This window comes from Pseudomonas imperatae (assembly GCF_057128625.1).
Map to the genome: position 1 here is coordinate 62,677 of NZ_JBSKHP010000018.1, position 24,954 is coordinate 87,630.

A 24,954-nucleotide genomic window follows, 5' to 3' on the forward strand; every position below is an offset into this window, starting at 1 on the left:
TGCCAGCGAGCTTTTCGGGCCTCAACGGCTCGCTGGCAAGCCAGCTCCCACAAGGCCCGCCGCCAACCGCGGCAAGCACTCATCGCACGGCACCTCCAACTTCATCGCCAACAAATCATCGGCACGGGTCCTGCCCAGATTGATCGCCACCACCGGCCGCCCGCGTTCGGCCACCGCGCGGCACAGGCGGAACGCCGAATACGCCATCAGCGACGAGCCCACCACCAACAGCCCAGGCGCCGCGCTGGCCAGGGCCATGGCCCGTTCGGCGGTAGGCGCCGCCACGTTTTCGCCAAAAAACACCACGTCGGGCTTGAGCCGCTGGCCATGGCAGTGGGGGCACACTGGCACCTTGAAGCGCGCCTCGAAGCGCGGGTCCAGCAGGGTGTCGCCGTCCGGCGCCTGGGTGGCATCGACGCCGGCCAGGTAGGGGTTCTCGGCCTCCATCACCACCTGCACGTCATCGCGCCGCTGGCGCTGGCCGCAGTCCAGGCACAGCACCCGGTGCAAATTACCGTGCAGCTCCACCACCTCGGTGCTGCCGGCCTGGTCGTGCAGGCCGTCGACGTTCTGGGTGATCAGGCCGCTGATCAACCCGCGCGCCTGCAACGCCGCCAGCGCCTGGTGGGCGACGTTGGCGCGCGCCTGGCGCACCTTCGGCCAGCCGAGCATGGCCCGCGCCCAATAGCGCTGGCGCAGGGCTGCGCCGCTGAGGAATTCCTGGAACATCATCGGCGCGCGGCCGCGGCGCACGCCCTCGCGGTCGCGGTAGTCGGGGATGCCCGAGGGCGTGCTGATGCCTGCACCGGTCAGCACCACGAAGGGCTGGGCGGCCATCAGCGTGCACAGGGTGTCGAAGTCACTCATGGGCAGGCTCCGCAAAAGAAACCAGCATAGCGCTTATGCCGCGCGGTAACGCAAGGCCTCCACCAGCGCCGCCAGCGCCGGCGGCGTCTGGCGGTGGCCGGGGTAGTACAGGTAGAAGCCTGGGAACAGCGGGCACCAGGCTTGCAACAGGCGCACCAGCCTGCCGCTGGCCAGGTGCTGCTCCACCTGCTCTTCCAGGGCGCAGGCGATGCCCAGGCCATCCACCGCAGCCTGCACCACCAGGCCGTTGTCGTTGAACACCAGCGGGCCATCCACCTTGACCCGCAGCGGCCGGCCCTTGTGCGCGAACTCCCACTGGTAGAGGGCCTGGCTGCTGGCCAGGCGGTAGTTGATGCAGCGGTGGGTCGTCAGCGCCTGGGGCGTCTTCGGCGTGCCATGGGCCGCCAGGTAGGCGGGGGCCGCCACCACCGCGCCGCGCAGGTCGGGGCCGATGCGCACCGCCACCATGTCTTTCTCCACCGACTCGCCAAAGCGGATGCCGGCGTCGAAGCGCTGCTCGACGATGTCGGTGAAACGCTCATCCACGTTGATTTCCACGCGAATGTCCGGGTACTGGGCCAGGAAGGCGGGCAGGGCGGGGCTAAGGATCGACACGGCCGCCTGGTGCACGGTGGTGATGCGCACACTGCCGGCCGGGGTGGCGCGCAGCTCGCCCAGCGCGCCCAGTTCGGTGGCGATGGCGGCGAACGACGGGCGCAGGGTTTTCAGCAGCCGCTCGCCGGCCTCGGTGGGCGCCACGCTGCGCGTGGTGCGGGTCAGCAGGCGCAGCCCCAGGCGGCTTTCCAGCCCGCGAATGGCGTGGCTCAGGGCCGAGGGTGACATGCCCAGGCGCCCGGCGGCGCGGGTAAAGCTGTGCTCGTCGGCGACGGCGACGAAGGCCGCCAAATCGCTCAGTTCATCACGTTTCATTGCTGCATCCTGCTCACAAGGCCATGCCAATTGTGCTGTCTAGTCGCATTGTCCTCGCACTTTTACCATGGCGGCTCACTGACTGAAAGGACACCACGCAATGAACGGACACGACCCGATCGCCACCACCCGCCTGGGCGCCCACGGCCCGCTGGTGGGCGTGCAAGGCCTGGGCTGCATGGGCATGAGCGAGTTCTACGGGGTCAGCGACCGCGACGAATCCCGGGCCACCCTGGAGCTGGCGCTGGACCGTGGCGTCAGCCTGATCGACACCGCCGACATGTACGGCAGCGGCGACAACGAACGCTTCATTGGCCCGGTCATCCGTGCGCGCCGCGCCGACGTGCTGATCGCCAGCAAGTTCGGCTTCGTGCGCACACCCGGCGAGGGCCTGAATTTCAGCCTCGACAACCGCCCCGAGTACATCCGCCGCGCCATCGATGAAACCTTGCGCCGGCTGAACATCGAGACCCTGGACCTGTACTACATGCACCGCCGGGTCAAGGACGTGCCGCTAGCGGAATCGGTGGGCGCCATGGCCGACCTCGTCACTGCCGGCAAGGTGCGTTACCTGGGCCTGAGCGAGGTGACGGCGCAAGAGTTGCAAGAGGCCCACAGCATTCACCCCATCACCGCGGTGCAAAGCGAATGGTCGCTGTTCGCCCGCGACGTGGAGGCCGAAGTGGTGCCCATGGCGGCGGAACTGGGCATCGCCTTCGTGCCGTACGCGCCGTTGGGCCGGGGCATGTTGACCGGCGCTGGGCTGACGGGCGCCGAGGGTGATATCCGCGGTTTGCTGCCGCAGTTCGGCGGCGCGGCCGGTAAGCACAACCGCCAGTTGGCGGCGCAGGTCACGGCCTTGGCCGGGCAGTTGGGGGTAACGGCGGCGCAGGTGGCGCTGGCCTGGGTGCACCAGCGGGCGCAGGTGCATGGGCTGACCGTGGTGCCCATTCCAGGCACCCGCCGCCGGGTGCGGTTGCAGGAAAACCTGGCGGCGCTGACCCTGCGCCTGGACGCCCAGGCGCTGGCCAGCCTGGACGCGCTGGCGGCGTCCGTGCAGGGCCAGCGGTTGGTGTAACACATACCCCTGTGGGAGCTGGCTTGCCAGCGAGTTGTTGAGGCCCTAGAAACTCGCTGGCAAGCCAGCTCCCACAAGACAATCAGCGGTGCGGCTTCTTCACTTTCACCGTCGGCCGAAACAACAGGCTCAACAAAAACATCACTGTCCTAAAGTCCAGCAACTTCAACGCCGCCCGCGCTTCCTCGGGGCGCACCTTGGCGATCATCGGCATGGCGCCGAAAATCTTGCCCTTGAGCACCAGTTCGTTGCCGCTGCGTTCGATGGTGCTTACGGCCATCAGCTCACTGTTATCGCTGCCAAAAATCTTCATGGTCAGTTCCTCGTCACTCGCTCGAAATCCATGCCCAGGTCATCGAACATCTTGATGGCCGTGCCACGCCCTGCGCCGAACACACCGCCGCCGGGGTGCATGAACGGCCCCACCAGGTACAGGTTGTCCAGGCCCGGCACGCTCAGGCGGCCCAGGTCGGGCGTGGGGCGGTGGGCGAAGTTCTGGTAGAAGTACGGCGCCACGCCATGTACGTCGCCCTTGACCATGGAGTTGGGCGAGCTGCGCTCAAGGTCCAGCGGCGAGCAGACCGTGCGGGCGATGATGTTGTCGGGCGTCAGGTTCTTCACGAACTTGCGGTACGCCTGCAAACTCAGGTCGCCGAACTCTTCCTTGTACTCGTCCCAGCGCGCCGCGCCGCCATCGGCCAGGTTGTAGGGGGCGAAGGTCATGCCATGGAACATGCCCTTGCCGGCGGGCACGCGGGTGGGGTCGTTGATGCTCTCGTCGCCGCCGGCCACCAACCTGCGCTTGGATACGCGGCCGCGGCGCAGTTCGTCGAAGTCGTCGAGCATGTCGCCCAGGCGGTCGCTGCTCATCATGGTCAGCATGGTCGCCCGGCCGACGTCGGGGCCGGCGTGGAATTCGGCTTTGTTGTGCAGGTCGTAGTGGCTGACAAACAGGCTGAACGGCGCCAGGCTGGCGCGTTCGGCGCGTTGCACCACGCCGGCGTCCAGGCCTTCGACGAAGCGGCTGATGACGTGGGGGTGCAGGGCGCCGATCACCGCGTCGCGGGCCAGTATGCGTTCGCCATCGCTCAGTTCCACGCCGGCGGCGCGGCCGTCGCTGACGATCACCTTGCGCACCTCGCTGTTGACCCGGATCTCGCCGCCGTAGTGTTCGATGCAGCGCGCCAGCGCCTCCGACAGCTTGCCGCTGCCGCCCACCGGCTGCGACACGCCGTGGCTGTGCATGATGCCGACGAAGGCGTACACGCCCATGCCGGTGCCCAGCTCGTCGGGCATCTGCAGGTTCTCGGCGATCACCCGCAGCAGGTGGATCTTGACCTTATCGTGCTCGAACAGGTGGTCGATGATGTCCAGGGTGCTGCGCTGCATGGCGTCGAACAGCTCGCGGCCTTCCAGGCTCTGGTCGAGCATGGCGACCATGGCGCCCATGGGCAGCGGCGGCGAGTAGAAGCCGGAGAGGAACATGGGCAGCAGGCCCATGGCTTTCAGCGCCAGGCGCCGGTAGGTCTCGGCGTCGCGCGGCGACACGCTGGCAATCGACTCGCAGGCCTTGTCCAGGTCGCGGTAGGTGATCAGCGCGCTGCCGTCTTCAAAGACCGTGGCGTGGGGGATGTCGGAGTAGTTGTATTTCAGCCCGAAGTGCTTGAACAGACCCAGCTCGTCCTGGGTGATCATGGGGTTGCCCTGGATCATGATGTGCACGCTTGAGTGCTCGTCATGCCAGAAACCGGGCGTGTTAAGCTGGCGCGTCGACACGCCACCGCCCACGTAGTCCTTGCGCTCCAGCACCAGGACCTTCTTGCCGGCCTTGGCCAGGTAGGCCGCGGCCACCAGCCCGTTGTGCCCGCCGCCGATGGCGACGACATCGTAGTGATTCATGTGGACCTTCCGCGTCATTGTTGTTCTTGTCAGTCAGCTCATTGGCTGTGGGGGCGATGATGGGGCAGGCGTGCAGCGCGCGGAAGATCGCACTTTTATGTGGGTCGGTTACCTGAATGTGCGTACCCCCCAGCCAATAACAAGGAATACCCCGTGAACGACGACGCCCAACGCCAGGCCCTGGACCAACTGCGCGCCCGCGTGCGGCACAACGGCAACGACCCCCAGGGCCCCATCCGCGAAACCCTGGCGCGCCTGGGCGACCGCTGGAGCCCGCTGCTGTTGCTGATACTGCGCCACGGCATGCTGCGCTTCACCGAACTGCAGCGCGAGGTCAACGCCATGGCCGACAGCGAGCTGTCCCAGCGCATCCTCACCCTGAAACTGCGCGCGCTGGAGCGCGACGGCATGCTGCAGCGCACCGTGATCCCGACCATTCCGCCGCAGGTGGAATACCGCCTGACGCCGCTGGGAATGGAACTGGTGGCGCGCCTGGAAGGGTTGGTGGGGTGGCTGGAGCAGCAGGCGCCGACGATCGAGGCGGCGCGGGTGGCGTACGATCAAGCCTGACCCGTGGCAACGGCTACGCTTGTGGTTGGACCATTTTGCGTCGAGGCACCCGATGAAACAGCCATCCGCCGACCACCCCATCACCGTCAGCCCCGTGGGCGGCACGCTGGAGGTGCAGTTTCATGGCACCACCATCGCCCGCACCTCCCGCGCGCTGACGCTCAAGGAGGCGCATTACCCGCCGGTGTATTACCTGCCGCGCGCGGATATCGTCGCCAGGCACTTCCAGCGCACGGCGCATTCCAGTTATTGCCCGTACAAGGGCCAGGCCAGTTATTTCAGCCTGGTGGCGGGCGATCAGGTCAGCGAGAACGCGGTGTGGAGCTATGAGAAACCCTATCCAGCCGTGGCCGGCATCGAGGGCTACGTGGCGTTCTACCCCGACCGCGTAACGTTCACCACAACCCCGTAGCAGCTGCCGCCAGGCTGCGTCCAGCGGTGTACCAGGAAAGGAGGGGGCGCCGGTGACGCGGCCTGCGGCCGCTGCTACGGGGGTAATGGTCAGGATTTGGCGGCTATGCCGTGGGCTTTTGTAGGACGCTTCTGAAATAATACCCTGCGCGGATTCTGCGCTTGTTCCGGTTCCAGGGCTGCCATTACCCTCCGTTCGCCGCTGCCATTGCAGTGGTCGGGTTTTAGCAGACCTGAAAAGAATCTTGGATCAAGCGCCGGTTTACGGCCAGCTGACGCACTGCGTGTGTCCGATGGCCCGCCTTTATGGCAGCTGTGCGTGGGGCATCTTCGGATGCGCCGGGTTCGATCCTTGATTCCTCGGTCTGCTAACCCGCGTACAGCCGCCACCCTCCGTCCGTTTAGCAGCGGCAGGGGTGGTGCCAATGAATCAAGGAACGCAAGAAATGGACGATTTTACACCCGATACCCCACGCACCACCCACAACCACCCCTTCGGCATCCGCGACAGCGACGACCAGCCGCTGTTCTGCATCCCCGAAGGCGCCAGGGCCGAAGACGCCTTGGCCCACGCCTCGCTGCTGCTCAAGGGCGCCTACGAAACCACCTACGAACTGACTGACATCGGCCTTGGCCATTCCGGCCTGCTGTGGTCGGTGCTGCACCTGGTGGAAAGCGCCAAGGCGCTGGTGGATGCGGTGGTGGCCCAGCCGCACCCCACGGCTCACACCTGACCGTAGCCGCTGCCGCCAGGCTGCGCTGGCCCTGTGCCCCGCTGGCAATCTTCAGGGTTCACACCGGCCAGCGCAGCCTTCGGCAGCGGCTACGTGCCAGGCGCATGGAACCTGTACGAGGTGGCCCCATCGCGGCCAAGGCCGGCTCCTACCACGGTTGGGGTAGGAGCCGGCCTTGGCCGCGATACAGGCGACGCCGAGCCCTGGCCATTAACCGCGCTTGGGCAACTTCCAGCTAGGCCGAATGAAGTGGCAGGTATACCCGTTCGGAATACGCTCCAGGTAATCCTGATGCTCCGGCTCCGCCTCCCAAAAAGGCCCCGCCGGCTCGATCTCGGTCACCACGCGCCCCGGCCACAACCCTGAAGCGTTCACATCGGCCTCGGTGTCTTCGGCAATGTCACGCTGCTGCTCGTTCAGGTAATAGATCGCCGAACGGTAGCTGGGCCCGCGGTCATTGCCCTGGCGGTTGGGGGTGGTGGGGTCGTGGATCTGGAAGAAGAATTCGAGAATCTGCCGGTAGCTGATGCGCGCCGGGTCGAAGACGATCTCGATGGCTTCGGCGTGGTCGCCGTGGTTGCGGTACGTGGCATTGGGTACGTCGCCGCCGGTGTAGCCCACGCGCGTGGCGAGCACGCCGGGGTAGCGGCGCAGCAGGTCCTGCATGCCCCAGAAGCAGCCGCCGGCGAGAATCGCGGTTTCGGTTTGGGTGGTCATGGTGCGGTCCTTCCCCTCGGAATGAGTCAGAAGGGCAGCATACGCCATCGTAGCCGCTGCCGCAGGCTACAGATCAGGCCAGGCTCGCCGCCGTCTCGATAACCAGATTGCGCAACCACGCCAAGCCCGGGTCATGCTGCTGGTACTTGTTCCACTGCAGGCTGATGGTCATCTGCGGCGCCGCCCACGGCGTGGGCAGGATGCGCAGCGGCAGGTACTGCGCCCAGCGCTGGGCCAGGCGCTTGTGCATGGTGGCGATGCGCGGGGTGCCGATCAGGTAGGGCGGCACGCTGTTGAAGGTGTGGGTGGTGACTTCCACCTTGCGCTCGAAGCCGAAGCTGCGCAAAAACCAGTCGTCCACCGTGGGTGCACGGTGTTCGGTGCCAAAGCGCACCAGCACGTGGCCGTTGTGCTTGTAGTCGTCGAAGGTCAGCGCCTGCGGGCCATGGTCGCGGCACACCACGCAGACGAATTCGTCGCTGAACAGCGCCGTCGAGGGGTGTTGTTCGAGGATGTGGGTGTCGGGCAGCAGCAGGAAGTCCACGTGCCCGCGTTCAATCTCCAGCGACGCATCGTCGGTGGGCGAGAACAGCTCGATGGCGCACTGCGGGGCGATGGCATTCAAGCGCCGGCTGACCTCGGGCATCAGCACCATGCCCACGTAGTCGGAGGCCATCAGGGTGAACGTGCGGCTCGACAGGTGCGGCTGGAACTGGCTGCGGTTTTCCAGGGTGGCGCGCATCTGTATCAGCAGGTCGCGCACCGGCTGCGCCAGGGTTTCGCCCATGGGCGTGCGCACCATCTTGCGGCCTATCTGCACCAGCAGGTCGTCGTCGAAATAGCTGCGCAGGCGGGCCAGGGCGGCGCTGGTGGCAGGCTGGCTGAGGTGCAGGCGCTCGCCGGCACGGGTGATGTTCTGCTCGGCCAGCAGCACGTCCAGCACCACCAGCAGGTTCAAGTCCAAACCATGGAAACGCATGGTCGTTGCTCCGTTTTTCTTATGATTGTGGGCACAGGCATTTGTTGCCGTTATACCTGCGCCGGGGTTATTCGTCGAGCCCATGGCAGGCATGCCCAAGCCGAATTTCCGCAGCCGCGCGGGGCTTCTTATAGTGATTGGCCTCACTGGCAATCATAAGGAAACCGCATGCGCCTCTTGGGAAAAACCGCCATTGTCACCGGAATCGGCAGCGGCATCGGCCAGTGCTGCGCGCTGATGTTCGCCCGCCAGGGCGCGCGCGTCGTCGGCGCCGAACTGGACCCGGCCGCCGCCCGCCACACCGTGGCCCTGGCTGCGGCAGAAGGGCTGCACATCGACAGCCTCGACCCCTGCGACCTCACCGCCCCGGCCCAGGCCGCCGCCCTGGTGGAGTTCGCCTGCGGCCTGCACGCAGGCTTCGACATTGTGGTGAATGCCGCAGCCTTCGGCGCCTTCGCCTGGATCGAAGACATGGACTACCAGCAGCACTGGCGCAAGACCCTCACCGGCGAGCTGGACCTGGTGTTCCTGCTGTGCCAGGCCGCCTGGCCGGTGCTGAAGGCCCGCGGCGGCGGTTCGATCATCAACTTCGCCTCCGCCAACGCCTGGATGAGCCTCAAGGGCTCGCCCGCCCTGGCCCATTGCGCGGGGAAGGGCGGGGTGCTGGCCATGACCCGGCAACTGGCGATGGAGGGCGGGCCCCACGGGATTCGCGCCAACAGCATTTCACCGGGGTTGATCGAGACCAGTGCCACCCGCGCGCATTTGGCGGCAGACCCGGGGTTTCGCCAGGCGGCGCTGGACCATCAGTTGCTGCCACAGCGTATCGGCCGGCCGGAAGACATCGGTTGGGCGGCGGTGTATCTGGCCAGCGATGAATCCGCCTGGGTGACGGCGACAGATCTGCGCATAGACGCTGGCGCGACGGCCTGTTGAATAACCCTCCCACCGCGGCGCCTGCATCGCGGCCAAGGCCGGCTCCTACGCCGGGTGTGGTAGGAGCCGACCTTGGTCGCGAAGCAGGCACCGCGATCAAGCATCCACCCCACAAATGCCTCGCATCCAAACAAACAATTTCCGGCATACCCGGCCGCTGTTTAAGGTAACCCCAACGCTGCACACAATAAGAACAAGCCGGAGATACCCCCATGTCGCTTCCCCTGAATACCCCCCACACCTGACCCCCTTTCGCCGTTTGCACAGGCATGCGCCGGGCTTCCCCGTGCGTGGCCGTCCAGAAGAATCGTTGCATGAGGAACGCTTGATGAGCGACATCGCAAAAGTGCTGATCGTAGGCGCAGGCATTGGTGGGCTGAGCGCCGCCATTGCCCTGCGCAACGCCGGGGTGGAGGTCGATATCGTCGAGATCAGCCCCCAGGCCAAGGTCTACCACGTGGGCATCGTGGTGCAGGCCAACTGCATCCGCGCCATGGCCCAATTGGGCATCGCCGACGCCGCCGTGGCGGCCGGTTTCCCCTACAAGGGCCTGCGCATCTGCAACCAGCAGGGCCAGGTGAAAGCCGAGCTCAGCGGCGCGCAATTGGCCGGCAAGCAGTACCCGGCCAACCTCGGGCTGACCCGCCCGGCGTTGCACCAAGTGCTGCTGGACGCGGTGGCCGCCAGCGGTGCCAGCCTGCGCCTGGGCCTGACCTTCAGTGATATCGAACAGAGCGCCGACAAGGTCTCGGTGCGCTTCACCGACGGCAGCAGCGGCGAGTACGACCTGCTGGTGGGCGCCGACGGCGTGTATTCGAAAGTACGCACCACGGTGTTCGGCGAACAGTACAAACCGAGCTTCACCGGCCAGGGCGTGTGGCGCTACAACCTGCCGCGGCCCAAGGACTTGTTGTGGTCGCACATGTTCGAAGGCAAGCCGGGCGGCAAGGCCGGTTACACGCCGCTGACCGAAGACAGCCTGTACGTGCTGTCGGTGTTCGAGGAACCGGGCAACCCGTTCTTCGCCCCTGACACCCTGGCCGCCGAGTTCCGCAAGCGCCTGGAAGGCTACGGCGGCCTGGTGCCCGAGCTGCGCGAGCAGATCACCGACGACAGCCAGGTGGTGTACCGCCCGCTGGAGGCGCTGCTGATGCCCGCGCCCTGGTACCGCGGCCGAGTGCTGCTGATTGGCGACGCCGCCCACGCCACCACCCCGCACATGGGCCAGGGCGCGGCGCAGGCGGTGGAAGACGCGGTGGTGCTGGGCGAGCTGTGCGGCGTGCCGCGGCTGAGCCTGGCCGAGGTGCTGGAGCGCTTCATGGCGCGGCGTTTCGAGCGCTGCAAGTTCATCAACGAAGGCTCGGTGCAGATCGGCGAATGGGAACAACGGCCCAGTGCCGACGCCGACTTCACCGGCCTGATGGCGCAGATGATCAACGTCGTTGCCCAACCTATCTGACCAAGGTGCCCTGCATGAAACCCAACCCGCTCAAAGGCTGGCAGGTCGACCGCGACGCCATCGGCTTCATCGGCCACGACCTGCAACGCCCCGAATGCATCATCGCCCAGCCCGACGGCAGCCTGTGGGCCGCCGACGCCCGCGGCGGGGTGATGCACATTGCCGTCAACGGCGAGCAGACCCTGCTGGCGCCCAAGCAGCCCGCGCAGCAGCAGGCCTCGTTCGAGTCGCGCTACGTGCAGTCCCAGGGTGCCTCGCTGCCCAACGGCCTGGCGCTGACTGCGCAAGGCGACTTCATCATCTGCAACTGGGGCCTGGACCGCATCGAGCAGCTCGACCGCCAGGGCAACATCAAGGTGCTGTTCGACCAGCTGGACGGCAAGCCCCTGGGCAAGACCAACTTCCCGCTGCGCGATAGCAAGGGCCGTATCTGGTTCACCGTGACCACCACGATGCAGCCCTGGACCGACTCGATCAATTCCGGCGTGCTGGACGGCTACATCGGCGTGATCGACGACAACGGCATGCGCATCGTCGCCGAGGGTTTTGGCGGCACCAACGAGATCCGCTTCGACGACAACGAAGAGTGGCTGTACGTGGTGGAAAGCAACGTGCGCCGCATCTCGCGGCTGCGCCTGAACGCCGATGGCTCGCTCAGCGACCGCGAGGTGTTCGGCCCGGCCGAGCTGGAAGGCTTCCCCGACGGCTTTGCCTTCGACAGCTACGGCAACCTGTGGGTGACCCTGGTGATGACCGACAAGCTCATTGCCCTGACCCCGGACGGCGAGGTGCTGACCCTGCTGGACGACAGCAACCCGGCCGCCACCGCCGAGCTCAACCGCCACTACCACGCCAAGACCCTGACCCCGCAGATCATGCAGGCGGCCCACGGCACCCTGGCGCCGTGGCTGGCCAGCCTGACCTTCGGCGGGCCGGATCTGAAGACCGTGTACCTGGGCAGCCTGCAGGGCACGCGCATCCCGTTTTTCCAGGCCCCGGTGGCCGGCCAGGCGTTGATCCACTGGCGCTGAATTCGATTAGAACAACAAGGAACCGACCATGATTCGTTATCTCAAGCAAGGCAAGCCGGCCCAGCAGAAGGCCGAACTCAACGCCCAGGTGCGCGACACCGTGGAGCAGATCATCCAGGCCATCGAACAGCGCGGCGAAGCGGCGGTGCGCGAGTACTCGGAAAAATTCGACCGCTGGAACCCCACCAGCCTGCGTTTGAGCGCCGAGGAAATTCAGGCCTGCATCGACAGCCTGTCGCCCCAGGCCATCGAAGACATCAAGTTCGCCCAGGCGCAGATCCGCCGCTTCGCGCAGATCCAGCTGCTGTCGATGCGCGACGTGGAAGTGGAGACCCTGCCCGGCGTGGTGCTGGGCCACAAGAACATCCCGGTGAACTCGGTGGGTTGCTACATTCCCGGCGGCAAGTACCCGCTGCTGGCCTCGGCGCACATGAGCGTGCTGACCGCCAAGGTGGCCGGGGTGAAGCGCGTGATCGCCTGCGCGCCGCCGTTCGATGGCAAACCGTCGCCGGAGATCATCGCCGCCATGGCCCTGGCCGGCGCCGATGAGATCTACGTGATGGGCGGCGTGCAGGGTGTGGCCGCCATGGCCCTGGGCACTGAAAATATTGCCCCGGTGGACATGATCGTCGGCCCCGGCAACGCCTACGTGGCCGAAGCCAAGCGCCAGCTGTACGGCCGCGTGGGCATCGACCTGTTCGCCGGCCCCACCGAAACCATGGTGATCTGCGACGACACGGTGGACGCCGAACTGGTGGCCGTCGACCTGCTGGGCCAGGCCGAGCACGGGCCGACCTCGCCAGCGTTCTGCGTCACCACCAGCACGCGCATCGCCGAAGAACTGCCGGCGGCCATCGAGAAAGTGCTGGCGCGCCTCGACACCGCGCCAATTGCCAGCGTGGCCTGGCGCGACTATGGCGAGATCATCCTCTGTGACACCGACGAGGAAATGCTCGCCGAATCCGAGCGCATCTGCTCCGAGCACGTGCAGGTGATGACCCGCGACCCGGACTGGTTCCTGGCGCGCATGACCAACTACGGCGGGCTGTTCCTGGGCCATCGCACCAATGTGTCCTACGGCGACAAGGTGATCGGCACCAACCACACCCTGCCGACCATGGGCGCCGGGCGCTACACCGGCGGGCTGTGGGTGGGCAAGTTCATCAAGACCCACACCTACCAGCGCGTGCTCACCGATGAGGCCAGCGTGGCCATCGGCGAGGTGTGCTCGCGGCTGTGCGCCCTGGAGCATTTCTCCGGGCACAAGGAACAGGCCGACATTCGTGTGCGCCGCCTGAAGCAGGCCTTGTGATGCAGGCCCTGGAAGGCAAGGTGGCGGTGGTCACTGGCGCCACCGGCGGACTGGGCGGGGCGATCTGCGCCGCCCTGGCCCAGGCCGGCGCGCGGGTGGTGGCCGGCTACAACCGCAGCGCCGAGGCGGCCCAGGCGCTGGTCGCCGCGCTGCCCGGCGGCGACCACCTGGCGGTGGCCGCGCCGGTCACCGACAGCGCTGCGTTACACGCCCTGGCAGCCACGGTGCAAGCGCACTACGGCCGCTGCGACCTGCTGGTGAACTGCGCCGGCACCACGCGCTTCGTTGCCCATGCCGACCTCGACGGCCTGGACGACGGGCTGATCGACAGCATTCTGGCCACCAACGTGCGCGGCCCCATTGCCTGCGTGCGCGCCCTGGCGCCGCTGCTCAAGGCCAGCGGTGACGGCCTGGTGGTGAACATCAGCTCCATCGCCGCGCGCACGGCCATGGGCAGCAACATCGCCTACTGTGCGTCGAAGGCGGCGGTGGACAACCTTACCCAATCCCTGGCCCGCGCCCTGGCGCCCCAGGTGCGGGTGGTGTCGGTGGCGCCGGGGCTGGCCGACACCGAGTTCGTCCAGGGCCTGGCCCAGGACTGGCGCGACGAGCAGGCCGCGCGCACGCCCCTGGGGCGCCTGGCGCTGCCGGCCGAAGTGGCGCGCGCGGTGCTGGCCCTGGCCACGCAACTGACCTTTACCACTGGCGCCGTCATCCCTGTGGATGGCGGCCGGCCGCTGAGCTGAGGAGGGCGCCCATGTTCGCGATCAAACCGCACCACGGCGGCATCAGCGTGCCCAGCCTGGACGCGTCGATTGACTGGTACCGGCACATGCTCGGCTTCGAGCTGGAAAGCCGCGCCTTCATCGAGCAGATTCCGGCGCACATCGCGTTCATTCGCAGCGGCGACTACCGCCTGGAGCTGTTCCAGCTGGCGCAGGCCAAGCCCTTGCCGGCCGAGCGCCGCGAGCCACACCTGGACCTGCAGACCCACGGCCACAAGCACCTGTGCTTCGCCGTGCAGGACGCCTCGGCCGCCTTCGCCGCGCTGCGCGCCAAGGGCGCCGACATCGTCTTCGAGAATGTCATCGACGGCACGCCCATGGGCTTCCTGCGTGACAACAGCGGCAACCTGCTGGAACTCATCCAATACCCGGCCCTGTGGGCCGACCAAGGAGCACCCCTATGAAACTGGCCACCCTCAAGGACGGCAGCCGCGACGGCCGCCTGGTCGTGGTATCCCGTGACCTGCGCCGCGCCGTGCTGGCGTCGGGCATTGCCGCCACGCTGCAGGCCGCCATCGAAGACTGGGCGCGCTGCGAGCCGCTGTTGCAGCAGCTGTCTGCCGCGCTGAACGGCGGCCGTGCCACCCAGGCGTTCGATTTCGAGCCGCGCGAGGCCATGGCGCCGCTGCCACGGGCTTACCAATGGGCCGACGCCTCGTCGTTCCTCAACCACGGCATGCTGATGGAGCGCGCGTACAATCTGGACATCAAGAAAGACCCCGGCGTGCCTATTATCTACCAGGGCGCCGGCGATGATTTCCTCGGCGCCTGCGACGACTACCCGGTACCCGGTGAAGAGCATCAGATCGATTTCGAAGGGGAGGTCGCCGTGGTACTCGATGATGTGCCCATGGGCATCCAGCCTGCCCAGGCGGCAGGCCATATCAAGTTGCTGATGCTGCTCAACGACGTGAGCCTGCGCGCGCACCTGTTCAAGGAAGTGAGCATCGGCTTCGGCCCGCTGCGCGCCAAGCCCAGCACGGTGTTTGCGCCGGTGGCGGTCACCCCCGATGAACTCGGCCCGGCGTGGAGTGAAGGGCGGGTGAAGCTGCCCATGCACGTGCAGTGCAACGGCCAGCGTTTCGGCGAGCCCAACGGCACCGAGATGGACTTCAGCTTCCCCGAACTGGTGATGCACCTGGCCCGCACGCGCAAGCTGGGCGCCGGCACGGTGCTGGGCTCCGGCACCTTCTCCAACCGCGACTACAACGTCACCGGCTCCGCGTGCCTGGCCGAGCGCCGGGCGGTGGAGACCATCGAACAAGGCGAGGCGAAGACGCCGTTCCTGAAGTTCGGCGACCGCCTGCGCTTCGAGATCTTCGGCCTGGACGGCGCCAGCGTGTTCGGCGCCATCGACCACCGCTTCGTACCGGCGCAGGTGTGACCATGCACATACTCATCACCGGCGCCAACGGCTTCGTCGGCGCCACCCTGGTGCAACGGCTGCTGGCCGACCCGGCGGCGTTGCCGGGCTGGAGCCAACTGACCCTGCTGGACTTGACGTTCGATACACCGATCCACGACCCGCGCGTGCGTTCGCTGGCGGGCAGCATTGACGACAGCCGCCTGTTGGCCGACGCCCTGGAAACCCCGGTGGACGTGGCGTTTCACCTGGCCAGCGTGCCCGGTGGCCTGGCCGAGCGTGATTACGCGCTAGGCCGCCGCGTGAACCTGGACGCCACCCTGGCCTTGCTGGAAGGGTTGAAAGCCCAAGCCACGCCGGCGCGGGTGGTGTTCGCCAGCACCATCGCCGTCTACGGGTCGCCGTTGCTTGAGACGGTGGACGACCACACGCCGCTGCGCCCGCAGCTGAGCTATGCCACGCAAAAACTGATGGGTGAACTGCTGATCGACGATTTCAGCCGCCGTGGCTGGATCGACGGTATCAGCCTGCGCCTGCCCGGCATCGTCGCCCGGCCGCCAGCGCCCTCGGGGCTGCTGTCGGCGTTCATGAGCGAGGTGTTCTGGAAGCTCAAGGCTGGCCAGCCGTTCGTGTGCCCGGTGTCGCCGGGTGCGCAGGCCTGGTGGATGTCGGCGGCGCGCTGTGTGGACAACCTGCTGCATGCGGCGCGCGTGCCGGCGGCTGCGTTGCAGGCGCGGCGGGTGTTTGCCTTGCCGGTGCTGCATTTGAGCCTGTTGCAGTTGATTGATGGGTTGTGCCAGCGTTTCGGCGAGGACCGCCGGGCGTTGGTGAGCTACGAACCCAATGAAGCCCTGGAGGCAAACTTCGGCCGCTACCCGCCGTTGCACGCCGAGGCGGCCGAGGCGCTGGGCCTGCGCCATGACGGCACTTTGGAGGAATTGATCAACAACACTTTGGCGTGACCCGTGGGAGCTGGCTTGCCAGCGAGTTGTTGGCGCCCCCAAAAGCTCGCTGGCAAGCCAGCTCCCACATCAAGCGATACAACGCGTGCCCATTACTCTAAATAATAACAATCCGGAGAGGCCATGAACGCTCCCAGCCGTGTCACCCAGTCCAAGGCGACGTTCGCCACGTACTTGCTGTTGCTGATCAACTGCCTGTCGCCCATGGCAGCCATCGTCGTGGCGCCCAGCCTGCCGCAGATGCAGGCACACTTCGCCGCGGTGCCCAACGTCGAATTCCTCATCCCGGTGGCGCTGACCATTCCGGGGCTGCTGGTGGCCCTGCTCAGCCCGGTGGTCGGCATCCTCGCCGACCGCTACGGGCGCAAGCGCCTGCTGGTGGCGTCCATCGTCGGCTATGGCATCTTCGGCCTGCTGCCGATGTTCCTCGACTCGCTGTACGCCATCATCGTCAGCCGCGTGGCCCTGGGCTGCGTGGAATCGGTGGTGGTGACGGTCAGCACCATGCTTATCGGCGACTACTACAGCGGCGCCCAGCGGCAGAAGTACCTGGCGCTGCAGACCACCTTCGCGTCGTCCTCGGCCATCCTGTTCTTCATGGTCGGCGGCGCCCTGGGCGAGATCGGCTGGCGCGCGCCCTATGTGGTGTACGCCGTGCCGCTGCTGCTGGCGCTGGTGAGCAAGGCGCTGCTGTGGGAACCCAAGGCCGCGGCCATGGCCGACGCCGAGGAGCGCGGGCCGCTGGTGCGTTTCCGGCCGCTGGTGCTGCTGGGCATCTGCGTGGTCACCTTCATTGGCGCGGTGATGTTCATGATTCTGCAAATCCAGATGGCCTACCTGCTGGGCGACATCGGCGAGCACTCGCCGCAGACTGCAGGCCTGGTGGCCTCGGCCTGCAGCGTGATGATCGTGCTGGGCACCCTCAGCGTGCACATGCTCGCCCGGCTGGGGCTGCGCACCCCGCACTGCCTGGCGCTGGCGTTCGGCCTGATTGCCGCCAGCTTCATCGCCATCCCGGCCATGCACACCTGGCAGGGCATCATGGCCGTGGCCCTGGTCAACGGCCTGGGCTGCGGCCTGATGCTGCCCACCCTGGCCATCTGGAACATGCGCGAACTGCCCTGGCAGCGCCGCGGCCTGGGCACCGGCATGTGGTACGGCAGCTACTGCCTGGGCATGTTCTTCAGTCCCTTGCTGGTGGTGGCAGTCAGCAAGGCCAGCGGCAGCCTGGCCACCACCGTCAGTTGGGCCGGCGGCCTGTGCGTGCTGGTGGTGCTGGCGGCGCTGGGCGCCAGCCTGGTGAAGCGCCGGGCCCAACGCGACCTGCAACTGGCCGCGGTCAACCTCGAAGACGCCTGACCCGTTGAACCCTTGCTACACCCCCGGCGCGCGTGCGCGCCGGGGCGGACAGCCTCATCCTGAAAACAACAAAAAGAGACGGAACATGAGCAATCGAGCGGCGTTTGGCTGTGCCCTGATCATCACCCTGGCAGGCCCGGTAATGGCCGAAGAGCCTGCACCTGTACAAGGCCCGGTGGCCGATACCATGGCCACTGAATACCCCAACCAGAAGATCGGCCCGCGGGTGCTCAACGTCGAGAACAACGTGCCGGCGTCCAGTGGCAAGCTGCTGGAAGAGCAGGGCAAGTGGCTGAACGACCACGGCATCAGCCCGCACCTGTCGATGACCGAAATCTACCTGCGCAACCCCAGCGCGGGGCTGAGCACTGGCAACCACGAGGCGCTGACCATCTTCGCCATCGGCGGCGACTTCAGCCTCGACAAGCTGGTGGGCATTCCTGGCGGCACGGTTCACTTCGAGCAACTGTACGTGCCCTGGACCAGCAACCTGGCCTACGGCACCCAGGTCGGCGACGTCATAGCCGGCAAGCCGGGGCCCTACATTCCGCGGGTCAGCCACCTGAGCCTGTTCACCTACGAGCAGAAACTGCTGGGTGACAAGCTGGCCATCGAGGTGGGCAAGAGCAACGCCGGCAACTACTTCGCGCTGCCGCTGTGCAACGTGCCTCTGGGTTGCGTCAACGCCATTTTGCAGGACACTGCGGGCATCAACCCGCCGCCCTACGCCAACTGGGGCGCGCGCATCGGCTACGACCTGACCCCGGCCCTGCGCGCGCAGGTGGGCGCCTGGCGCAGCAACAACGCCTACCCGTTCACCAACGGCTGGGAGCGCACCGGCGGCGACAGCGGCGGCACCCTGAGCACGGTGTACCTGGCCAACCTGGCCTACCGCACCGACTACCACATGGAAGCCTACCCGCAGACCTACGAGATTCTCGGCTTCCACAACAACGGCGAGCAGACCGACCCGTACTACACCGTCAACGGCACCTCGAAGGTGCAGGACAGCACCGCGGCGGCGCGCACCAGCAAGGGCGTCAGCGGCTTCTACCTGGGCGCGAAAAAGACCTTCTGGCGCCAGGACGGCGGCAAGGGCAACGACCTCAATCCCACCGCGCTGACTGCCTTCGCCAGCCTGACCCACACCGTCGACCAGGACACCGCCAACGGCGTCGGCACCCAGGGCAATGCCGGGCTGATCCTGTCGGCGCCGTTCCGCAGCCGGCCGTTCGACAGCTACTCGGTGAACGTCAACTGGGCGCAGCTCACTAGCCGCGAACAGCGCTTCCTCGAGGAAGCCCACGAAGCCTCCGGCGCTGGCAGCTACAGCCCCGGCCGCAACGAATACGGGGTGTCGCTGGACGCCAACTTCGTGCTCACCGACAGCATCGTGGTCAGCCCGTTCGTGCTGCGCACCTGGGGTGCCAGCACCTGGCTCAACCCCTACAGCACCGTCAGCCCGCGTGACGGCTACGCCGCCGGGCTGCTGTTCCACATCCAATTCGACGAACTGCTGGGCCTCAACGCCCATCACTGACCAGGAGCTTTGCCATGACCGAACACCTGCAACCCCGCGTGGCGCTGATCACCGGCGCCGCTGGCGGCCTGGGCCACGCCTTTGCCCTGCGCCTGGCCGCCGCCGGCCTGCACATTGCCGTGGTCGATTGCGTCGACACCGGCCCCACGGTGCGCGCCATCCAGGCCCAGGGCGGCACCGCCCAGGGCTTTCACTGCGACCTGCGCCAACCCGAGCAGATCGCCTACCTGGGCCGCCAGGTGCTGGAGCACTTCGGCCGCTGCGACGTGCTGGTCAACAACGCCGCCTGGATCCCGCTCAAGTCCCTGGACGACACCAGCCTGCTGGACTGGAGCGACTGCCAGGCGGTGACCCTGGACGCGCCGTTCCTGCTCAGCCAGCTGTTCGCCCCGGGCATGCGCGAGCGCGGCTGGGGGCGCATTGTCAACCTGGCGTCGAGCAACACCGGCCGGCCGCAGAAGGGCTTCCTGGCCTACATCGCGGCGAAGATGGGCGTCATCGGCCTGACCCGCGCCCTGGCAGTGGAGCTGGGCGAGCACGGCGTCACCGTCAACGCCATCTCCCCGGGCCTGATCCGCCACCCCGGCAGCGCCGCGGCGTTGCCGGCGCAGCTGTTCGAGCAGGTCCGCGACAGCCAGATGATCAAGCGCAACGGCGTGCCGGAGGATTTGTGCGGGGTGCTGGCATTCATCGCCTCGGACGAGGCCAGCTACATGACCGGCCAGGTCTTCAACCTCGACGGCGGCTTCCTCCTATGAATTGACACCTGTGGGAGCTGGCTTGCCAGCGAGCTTTTAGGGCCTCAACAGCTCGCTGGCAAGCCAGCTCCCACAGATATTCAGTCAGCAGGGGTATCAGGGCCAATGCATCCACGCCATGGATGCATCCCATGCCCACAAACGATTGGTTTCCGTGCGCCGGGCTTCGTACGCTGGCCGGGCAAACGCGTTCTACAAGGACAATAACAATGCATCGCAACTCACGATTCCAGGAGGCCTGACATGGCGATCATCGGCATCGATACCCTGTTGTACGGCGTCGAGGACCTGGCCCGGGCCTCGCAGTTTTTCGACGATTTCGGCCTGGTGCGCCTGAGCGCCAGCGACGACGAAACCGTCTACCGGCTTGACGAGGGCTCGACCATCATCGTCCGCGCCCTGGAGCATCCGTCCATACCGGCCTCGCGCTACGAGGGCTTCGGGGTCAAGGAAACCATCTGGGGCGTGGACAACGCCGAGAGCCTGCGCCGCCTGGTGGACGACCTGGCCCGCGACCGTGAGGTGCGCCTGGGCGACGACGGCGCCTGGCACTTCCTCAGCGACTGCGGCCAGGCCCTGGGCCTGCGGGTGTTCACGCGCAAGAAGGTGACGTATGCGCCGGACCCGATCAACGCCGCCGGCAACGTCAACCGCCTCAACCAGCACCGCAAGTGGCGCACCCGCGCGCGGCCCAAGACCATCAACCACGTGGTGTTCGCCGTGGACGACTACTGGGCCAGCTTCGCCTTTTTCCGCGACCGCCTGAACTTCCGCCTGTCCGACCACCAGAAGGGCGTGGGCACCTACCTGCGCGCCGACGGCGCCAACGAGCACCACAACACCTTCCTGCTCAACAACAAGGCGCCGGGCGCTGGCGGCGTACCGCGCTTCCACCACACCTGCTTTGGCGTGGAAGACTTCGACGAGGTGATGGTGGGCTCCAACTACATGACCCGCCGCGGCTGGCAGCACGGCTTCCTCGGCACTGGCCGGCACCGCATTGCCTCGGCGATTTTCTGCTACTTCAACTCGCCCACCGGCGGCGAGGCCGAGTACGGCGCCGACACCGACTACCTGGACGACAACTGGGTGCCGCGCGAGTGGGAATTCCGCTTCGGCACGGCGCAGTGGATGGGCAACCCGCCGGCGTTCATGCAGGACGACATCCCCTGGGACGTGACCTTCTACCAGGGCAGCGAACCGGCCATGCGCCGCTGATCACAACAAGGAAAACCACGATGTTCCAGTATTTCGAGACCAATTACGTGTGGAGCCTGGCGGTGGCGGCGGCCATCGAGATGGGCGGCAAGATCGGCGAGATCGAGGCCATGTGCCGGCCACTGGTGGAGGTGGCGCGCCAGGGCGACGACGCCGGCACCCAGGCGTTCCTCAAGGCCTGGGAGGCGGGTGGCGACAACCTGGTGGCCCTGGCCCAGGAGGACAAGGCCGCCGGCCGGCTGTTCAGTGCCGGTGACAAGCTCAACCGCGCCGCTGTGTACTTCATCACCGCCGAGCGCATGCAGGCCCACGGCTACGCGCCGCGCAAGGCGCTGTACGCCAAGTTCCTGCAAACCTTCGCCGAGGGCGCGCGGCTGGCCGGCGAGCCGTTGCAACGGGTGGAAATTCCTTACCATGGCGCGCACCTGGCCGGTCTCTATACCCCGGCTGAAGGCGTGCAGGGGCCGGCGCCGTGCCTGGTGATCATCAACGGCCTGGACAGCACCAAGGAGATGGTTTACCGCGCCGGGCTGTTCCCGCAACTGTTGGCCAAGCGCGGCATCGCCAGCGTGTTCCTCGACCAGCCGGGCACCGGCGAGGCGCTGCGCCTGCACGGCATGAACGCCGTGGCCAACACCGAGGTGTGGGCGAGCAAGGTGCTGGACTACCTGCAAGGGCGCGCTGACATCGACCCGCAACGCATCGGCCTGCTGGGCGTGTCCCTGGGCGGTTACTACTGCCCGCGCGCGGTGGCCTTCGAACCGCGTTTTGCCCTGGGCGTGGTGTGGGGCGCCAACCACAATTGGGGCGAGATGCAGAAACGCCGCCTGGCCCGCGAAGGCGAGCGGCCGGTGCCGCATTACTGGGAGCACGTGCGCTGGGTGTGGGGCGCGGCGGACATGGACGAATTCATGGCCATCGCCGAGCAGGTGCACCTCAATGGCGTGATGGAACGCATCAAGGTGCCATTCTTGGTGACCCACGGCGAGGCCGACCGGCAGATCCCGCTGGAGTATGCGCACCAGTCGTTTGACCAGCTGACTGCCAGCCCGGACCGCGAGCTGAAGATTTTCACCCCGCGCGAGGGCGGCATCCACCACAGCAGCCTGGACAACACCGCCAACGCGGGGGCGTGGATTGCCGATTGGGTGGCGCAGCGGTTGGGTGGGCGCCTGTCCTGACCCCACCGCCAGCGTAGCCGCTGCCGAAGGCTGCGCTGGCCCTATGCCTCGCTGGAGATCCCGGGGGTTCACACCGGCCAGCGCAGCCTGGCGGCAGCGGCTACGGCGCGGAAGGCACGCCATGCTGCCACTGCGCCCAATGCCCGGTAATGTCCTGCACCAACGCATTGCCCGCCCGGTACAGGTTGTCCAGCGCCGGCACGAAGCCGCCCTGGTCGGCGTACTTGAGCAGGTTGTCCACCTCGCTGTAGCCCGGGTACGGCCGGTCGAAGTCGGAACCGGCGCGCAGCACCGCCAGCCGCTGGATGTCCACGCGGCCCAGGCGGCTGGCGCGCAGCAGCGCTTCGTAGGTGGAGTTGTCCTCCTGCTGGGTGGTGCAGTAGGTGCCCTTGTTATCGGTGAGCAACTTGGTCCACGCCTCGGCGCGCTCGCTCAGGCGCGTGCCCGAGTACCAGGTGTTGCCCGCCAGGGTATCGCAACGGGTCACCACCGGCGGCTGGTTGGCCGGGGCGTAGGGGTAGTGCTGGCGCCAGGCCGCCGATTCCTTGCTTTCCCCCAGCACCACGTTCTGCGACAGGGCAAAGGCCTTGGCCTGCAGCGCCGGGTTCAGTTCGAACACTTCGGTCTTGTAGTCCAGCGGCGGCTTCTCGTTCGGGCCCTTGGTGTTGATGCCCAGGTAGCCGGTAGGCCAGTCCTTGGGCACGTCACGCGAATCCAGCTCCCATTGGGTGCCGAACTCCACCAGGTAATGGGCCCAGGCGGCGGTGCCCAGGGTGCCTTCGCGGGGGTTGATGCCGGCAATGCCGGCCACCAGGAAATAGGTCTGGCGCAGGTCGAACTGGCTGGACAGCGTCAGTGCCAGGGTGGACGCGGCGGCGTTGGTCTGGCCCATGCCGGTGGTCATCAGGCACACCTGCTGGCTGTTGCAGTGCACATCGGGGTATTCGGCGGCGAGGCCGGGCACCGGCACTTTCTCGGTGAGGTGCAGGCGCTCGATCCAGTTCTGCGCCTCGGGGCCGAACATGGTGATCAGCATCACCTTGGGTTGCAGCGGCGCCGCCACGGCGCCCAGGCTCAGGGTGGCCCCCAGTGCCAGGGTGGCCAGGGGGAACAGGGTATGACGCATGTGAAGTCCTTTTTCAGGTGAAATCAGGCTGGGGGTTGCTGCGGGTGCACCTCATGGTAGGCGCGGTCGAAATATACCAGTGCGTCGGCGTCGGTTTCGCGACGCAGGGCCATCACTTCGCAGAACAGAATGTCGTGGGTGCCCACGCTCAGGGTTTGGCTGATGCGGCAGTCGAAGCTGGCCGCCGCGCCGTCCAGCACCGGCGCACCGCTGACCCAGGTGCTCCAGGCGCCGGCGGCGAAGCGTTCGCTCATGGCGGTCTTGCCGCCGAACAGGTTCGACAGCTCGCGCTGGTCGCTGCCCAGGGTGTTCACGCACAGCACGCCGTTGGCGCTGAACACCGGGTGCACCGAGGCGCTGCGGTTCAGGCACACCAGCAGGGTGGGCGGGTTGTCGGTGACGCTGCACACTGCTGTAGCGGTGAACCCGGCGCGGCCCTGGGGGCCATCGCTGGTGATGACGTTGACCGCGGCGGCGAGGCCGGCCATGGCGTGGCGGAAGTCCTGGGCAGCGACGTGGGGGGCGACGATTTCGGACATGAGCATGATGGGCACTCCAGTCAGGCTTGTTCAGCCAGGTAATCGAGCAAAACGCGGTTGAACGTGGTGCTGTCGCTGACGCTGGAGGCGTGGCCGCCATAGTCCAGCAGGCACAGCCGGCCGTTGGCCAGGCAATCGGCGAGGTGCTGCGAGCGTTGCCAGGGCACCAGCATGTCGTCGCGGTTGGCGATCAACAGGGTGGGCACGGCGATATCGCCCAGGTGCGCTTCGACGTTGAACGCCTGCAGCGCGGCGATGCGCTTGAGCAGGTTGGCGGGTTCGGGGAAGTGCGCCAGGGCGTGGGCGTCGTCCTCGGCCAGTTGCGCGCTGTTGGCGGCGATCCAGTCGGCGGGGTACAGGAACAGCGCCTGGGCCTGCACGTAGGCGGCCGGGCCGCTGTGGTTCAGCAGATTCTTGCGCACCGCAAAGCAGCGCGCGCTGTGGGGGTTCGGGCTGCTCCAGGCGTTGATCAGCACCTGGCTTTGCAACAGCCCGGGGCGTTGCAGCGCCAGTTCCAGGCCCACCAGGCCGCCCAGGGCGTGGCCGATGAAGTGGCAGCGCTGCACGTCCAGTTCGTCCAGCAGCGCCAGCAACTCGGCAGCCATGGTGGCGATGCTGTAGCCCTCGGGCAGCGTGGCCGGGCTACGGCCGCTGCCAGCGTGGTCGTACACCAGCACCCGGTAGGCCTGGATGAGCACCGGCAGTTGCGGCGCCCAGAAGCGCGCGGAGCCGCCCAGTCCCGAGCTGAGCACCAGGGTAGGAGCGTGCGGGTCGGTGCGGCCAAGCAGTTCGTGGTACATGGGCGCTCCTCAGCCGACGTGGGCGATGCTGGCGATTTCAATCAGGGCGTCGGGCTTCACCAGGCCGCACTGGATGCAGTAGCGCGCCGGTTTCTCGCCGGCGAAGTATTCGGCGTACACCGCGTTGATGGCGGCGTAGTCGGCCCAGTCGCGCAGCATGATCATGTTGAAGGTGACGTCGTCCAGCGTGCCGCCGGCGGTTTCCACCACGCCCTTGATGGTCTCCAGCACATGGCGGGTCTGGGCGGCGGCGTCGCCCACGTGCACCACGTTGTTGTCCTTGTCGAAGGGCAGGGTGCCGGACACGTAGAGGATGCCGTCGGCCAGCGAGCCGGGCACGAAGGGGGCGATGGGCACGCCGGTGCCGGCGGGGATAATGGCTTTTTTGCTCATGCTCGGG

The 24,954-nt window shown here is 67.0% G+C and carries 27 protein-coding genes; 17 read left to right on the forward strand and 10 right to left on the reverse strand.

Annotation, left to right across the window (positions count from 1 at the left end; all coding sequences use genetic code 11):
• Positions 1 to 21: 21 nt before the first annotated feature.
• Entirely contained in the window at positions 22 to 867 is an 846-nt protein-coding gene (locus tag ACWKWX_RS21775) for an NAD-dependent protein deacetylase (protein ID WP_473006258.1), read from the reverse strand.
• A 33-nt stretch (positions 868 to 900) separates the two neighbouring features.
• Positions 901 to 1,797 (reverse strand): LysR family transcriptional regulator, encoded by an 897-nt coding sequence (locus ACWKWX_RS21780; RefSeq protein WP_483828887.1) that lies wholly within the window; start codon positions 1,795 to 1,797, stop codon positions 901 to 903.
• Positions 1,798 to 1,897: 100 nt separating this feature from the next.
• On the opposite strand from ACWKWX_RS21780, the gene ACWKWX_RS21785 reads away from it, so the two are divergent.
• On the forward strand, positions 1,898 to 2,875 hold the full coding sequence (locus ACWKWX_RS21785; RefSeq protein ID WP_483828888.1) for an aldo/keto reductase: 978 nt from the start codon (positions 1,898 to 1,900) through the stop codon (positions 2,873 to 2,875).
• Positions 2,876 to 2,957: 82 nt separating this feature from the next.
• Here the strand turns inward: ACWKWX_RS21785 and ACWKWX_RS21790 are convergent, their stop codons facing one another.
• Both ACWKWX_RS21790 and ACWKWX_RS21795 read right to left on the reverse strand, forming a co-directional pair.
• The gene (locus tag ACWKWX_RS21790; protein WP_473006261.1) at positions 2,958 to 3,188 is read right to left on the reverse strand and encodes a hypothetical protein; all 231 of its coding nucleotides are present in this window, start codon (positions 3,186 to 3,188) and stop codon (positions 2,958 to 2,960) included.
• A gap of 2 nt (positions 3,189 to 3,190) precedes the next feature.
• A complete protein-coding gene (locus ACWKWX_RS21795; RefSeq protein ID WP_483828889.1) occupies positions 3,191 to 4,792 on the reverse strand; it encodes a phytoene desaturase family protein in 1,602 nt (533 codons plus the stop codon).
• 135 nt (positions 4,793 to 4,927) lie between these two features.
• Here ACWKWX_RS21795 and ACWKWX_RS21800 point away from each other — a divergent pair, with 135 nt between their 5' ends.
• The 3 genes from ACWKWX_RS21800 to ACWKWX_RS21810 all read left to right on the forward strand — a co-directional run bounded on the left by ACWKWX_RS21800 (position 4,928) and on the right by ACWKWX_RS21810 (position 6,489).
• A complete protein-coding gene (locus ACWKWX_RS21800) occupies positions 4,928 to 5,344 on the forward strand; it encodes a winged helix-turn-helix transcriptional regulator (protein ID WP_483828890.1) in 417 nt (138 codons plus the stop codon).
• A 52-nt stretch (positions 5,345 to 5,396) separates the two neighbouring features.
• Positions 5,397 to 5,756: a DUF427 domain-containing protein gene (locus tag ACWKWX_RS21805; RefSeq protein WP_416423719.1), complete on the forward strand. Its 360-nt coding sequence runs from the start codon at positions 5,397 to 5,399 to the stop codon at positions 5,754 to 5,756.
• 445 nt (positions 5,757 to 6,201) lie between these two features.
• Entirely contained in the window at positions 6,202 to 6,489 is a 288-nt protein-coding gene (locus ACWKWX_RS21810; protein ID WP_483828891.1) for a DUF3077 domain-containing protein, read from the forward strand.
• A 210-nt stretch (positions 6,490 to 6,699) separates the two neighbouring features.
• Here the strand turns inward: ACWKWX_RS21810 and msrA are convergent, their stop codons facing one another.
• Positions 6,700 to 7,206, reverse strand: a complete 507-nt coding sequence (gene msrA, locus ACWKWX_RS21815) for a peptide-methionine (S)-S-oxide reductase MsrA (protein ID WP_416423721.1) — start codon at positions 7,204 to 7,206, stop codon at positions 6,700 to 6,702.
• A 73-nt stretch (positions 7,207 to 7,279) separates the two neighbouring features.
• Positions 7,280 to 8,185: a LysR family transcriptional regulator gene (locus ACWKWX_RS21820; protein ID WP_473006268.1), complete on the reverse strand. Its 906-nt coding sequence runs from the start codon at positions 8,183 to 8,185 to the stop codon at positions 7,280 to 7,282.
• A gap of 168 nt (positions 8,186 to 8,353) precedes the next feature.
• On the opposite strand from ACWKWX_RS21820, the gene ACWKWX_RS21825 reads away from it, so the two are divergent.
• From ACWKWX_RS21825 to ACWKWX_RS21885, 13 genes are all read left to right on the forward strand, one after another.
• Complete coding sequence (locus ACWKWX_RS21825) at positions 8,354 to 9,121, forward strand: SDR family NAD(P)-dependent oxidoreductase (protein ID WP_416423723.1); 768 nt, start codon at positions 8,354 to 8,356, stop codon at positions 9,119 to 9,121.
• 328 nt (positions 9,122 to 9,449) lie between these two features.
• Positions 9,450 to 10,580, forward strand: coding sequence for an FAD-dependent oxidoreductase (locus tag ACWKWX_RS21830; RefSeq protein ID WP_483828892.1), 1,131 nt, complete (start codon positions 9,450 to 9,452; stop codon positions 10,578 to 10,580).
• A 14-nt stretch (positions 10,581 to 10,594) separates the two neighbouring features.
• Complete coding sequence (locus ACWKWX_RS21835) at positions 10,595 to 11,611, forward strand: SMP-30/gluconolactonase/LRE family protein (protein ID WP_483828893.1); 1,017 nt, start codon at positions 10,595 to 10,597, stop codon at positions 11,609 to 11,611.
• 28 nt (positions 11,612 to 11,639) lie between these two features.
• Entirely contained in the window at positions 11,640 to 12,923 is a 1,284-nt protein-coding gene (gene hisD / locus ACWKWX_RS21840; protein ID WP_483828894.1) for a histidinol dehydrogenase, read from the forward strand.
• Entirely contained in the window at positions 12,923 to 13,669 is a 747-nt protein-coding gene (locus ACWKWX_RS21845; RefSeq protein ID WP_416423727.1) for an SDR family NAD(P)-dependent oxidoreductase, read from the forward strand. The genes hisD and ACWKWX_RS21845 overlap by 1 nt, the downstream gene beginning before the upstream one ends.
• A gap of 11 nt (positions 13,670 to 13,680) precedes the next feature.
• Positions 13,681 to 14,112: a VOC family protein gene (locus ACWKWX_RS21850; protein WP_483828895.1), complete on the forward strand. Its 432-nt coding sequence runs from the start codon at positions 13,681 to 13,683 to the stop codon at positions 14,110 to 14,112.
• The gene (locus ACWKWX_RS21855) at positions 14,109 to 15,092 is read left to right on the forward strand and encodes a fumarylacetoacetate hydrolase family protein (protein ID WP_483828896.1); all 984 of its coding nucleotides are present in this window, start codon (positions 14,109 to 14,111) and stop codon (positions 15,090 to 15,092) included. The genes ACWKWX_RS21850 and ACWKWX_RS21855 overlap by 4 nt, the downstream gene beginning before the upstream one ends.
• A gap of 2 nt (positions 15,093 to 15,094) precedes the next feature.
• Entirely contained in the window at positions 15,095 to 16,033 is a 939-nt protein-coding gene (locus tag ACWKWX_RS21860; protein WP_416423730.1) for an NAD-dependent epimerase/dehydratase family protein, read from the forward strand.
• A gap of 123 nt (positions 16,034 to 16,156) precedes the next feature.
• Entirely contained in the window at positions 16,157 to 17,392 is a 1,236-nt protein-coding gene (locus tag ACWKWX_RS21865) for an MFS transporter (protein WP_416423731.1), read from the forward strand.
• An 85-nt stretch (positions 17,393 to 17,477) separates the two neighbouring features.
• Complete coding sequence (locus ACWKWX_RS21870; protein ID WP_483828897.1) at positions 17,478 to 18,932, forward strand: carbohydrate porin; 1,455 nt, start codon at positions 17,478 to 17,480, stop codon at positions 18,930 to 18,932.
• 14 nt (positions 18,933 to 18,946) lie between these two features.
• Positions 18,947 to 19,690, forward strand: a complete 744-nt coding sequence (locus ACWKWX_RS21875; RefSeq protein ID WP_483828898.1) for an SDR family NAD(P)-dependent oxidoreductase — start codon at positions 18,947 to 18,949, stop codon at positions 19,688 to 19,690.
• Between the two features lie 243 nt (positions 19,691 to 19,933).
• On the forward strand, positions 19,934 to 20,908 hold the full coding sequence (locus ACWKWX_RS21880; protein ID WP_483828899.1) for a VOC family protein: 975 nt from the start codon (positions 19,934 to 19,936) through the stop codon (positions 20,906 to 20,908).
• Positions 20,909 to 20,928: 20 nt separating this feature from the next.
• Complete coding sequence (locus tag ACWKWX_RS21885) at positions 20,929 to 22,089, forward strand: alpha/beta hydrolase family protein (RefSeq protein ID WP_483828900.1); 1,161 nt, start codon at positions 20,929 to 20,931, stop codon at positions 22,087 to 22,089.
• A 100-nt stretch (positions 22,090 to 22,189) separates the two neighbouring features.
• Here the strand turns inward: ACWKWX_RS21885 and ACWKWX_RS21890 are convergent, their stop codons facing one another.
• From ACWKWX_RS21890 to rutC, 4 genes are read right to left on the reverse strand one after another with little or no spacing between them, the layout of a single operon-like run.
• Positions 22,190 to 23,215: a purine-nucleoside phosphorylase gene (locus ACWKWX_RS21890; protein ID WP_483828901.1), complete on the reverse strand. Its 1,026-nt coding sequence runs from the start codon at positions 23,213 to 23,215 to the stop codon at positions 22,190 to 22,192.
• Positions 23,216 to 23,238: 23 nt separating this feature from the next.
• Positions 23,239 to 23,760 carry an NADH-dependent FMN reductase RutF gene (gene rutF / locus ACWKWX_RS21895; RefSeq protein ID WP_416423737.1) on the reverse strand — a complete coding sequence of 174 codons (522 nt, stop codon included), beginning with the start codon at positions 23,758 to 23,760 and terminating at the stop codon, positions 23,239 to 23,241.
• Between the two features lie 14 nt (positions 23,761 to 23,774).
• Positions 23,775 to 24,554 carry a pyrimidine utilization protein D gene (gene rutD / locus ACWKWX_RS21900; protein ID WP_483828902.1) on the reverse strand — a complete coding sequence of 260 codons (780 nt, stop codon included), beginning with the start codon at positions 24,552 to 24,554 and terminating at the stop codon, positions 23,775 to 23,777.
• 9 nt (positions 24,555 to 24,563) lie between these two features.
• A complete protein-coding gene (gene rutC, locus ACWKWX_RS21905; RefSeq protein ID WP_416423739.1) occupies positions 24,564 to 24,947 on the reverse strand; it encodes a pyrimidine utilization protein C in 384 nt (127 codons plus the stop codon).
• Positions 24,948 to 24,954: the final 7 nt, after the last annotated feature.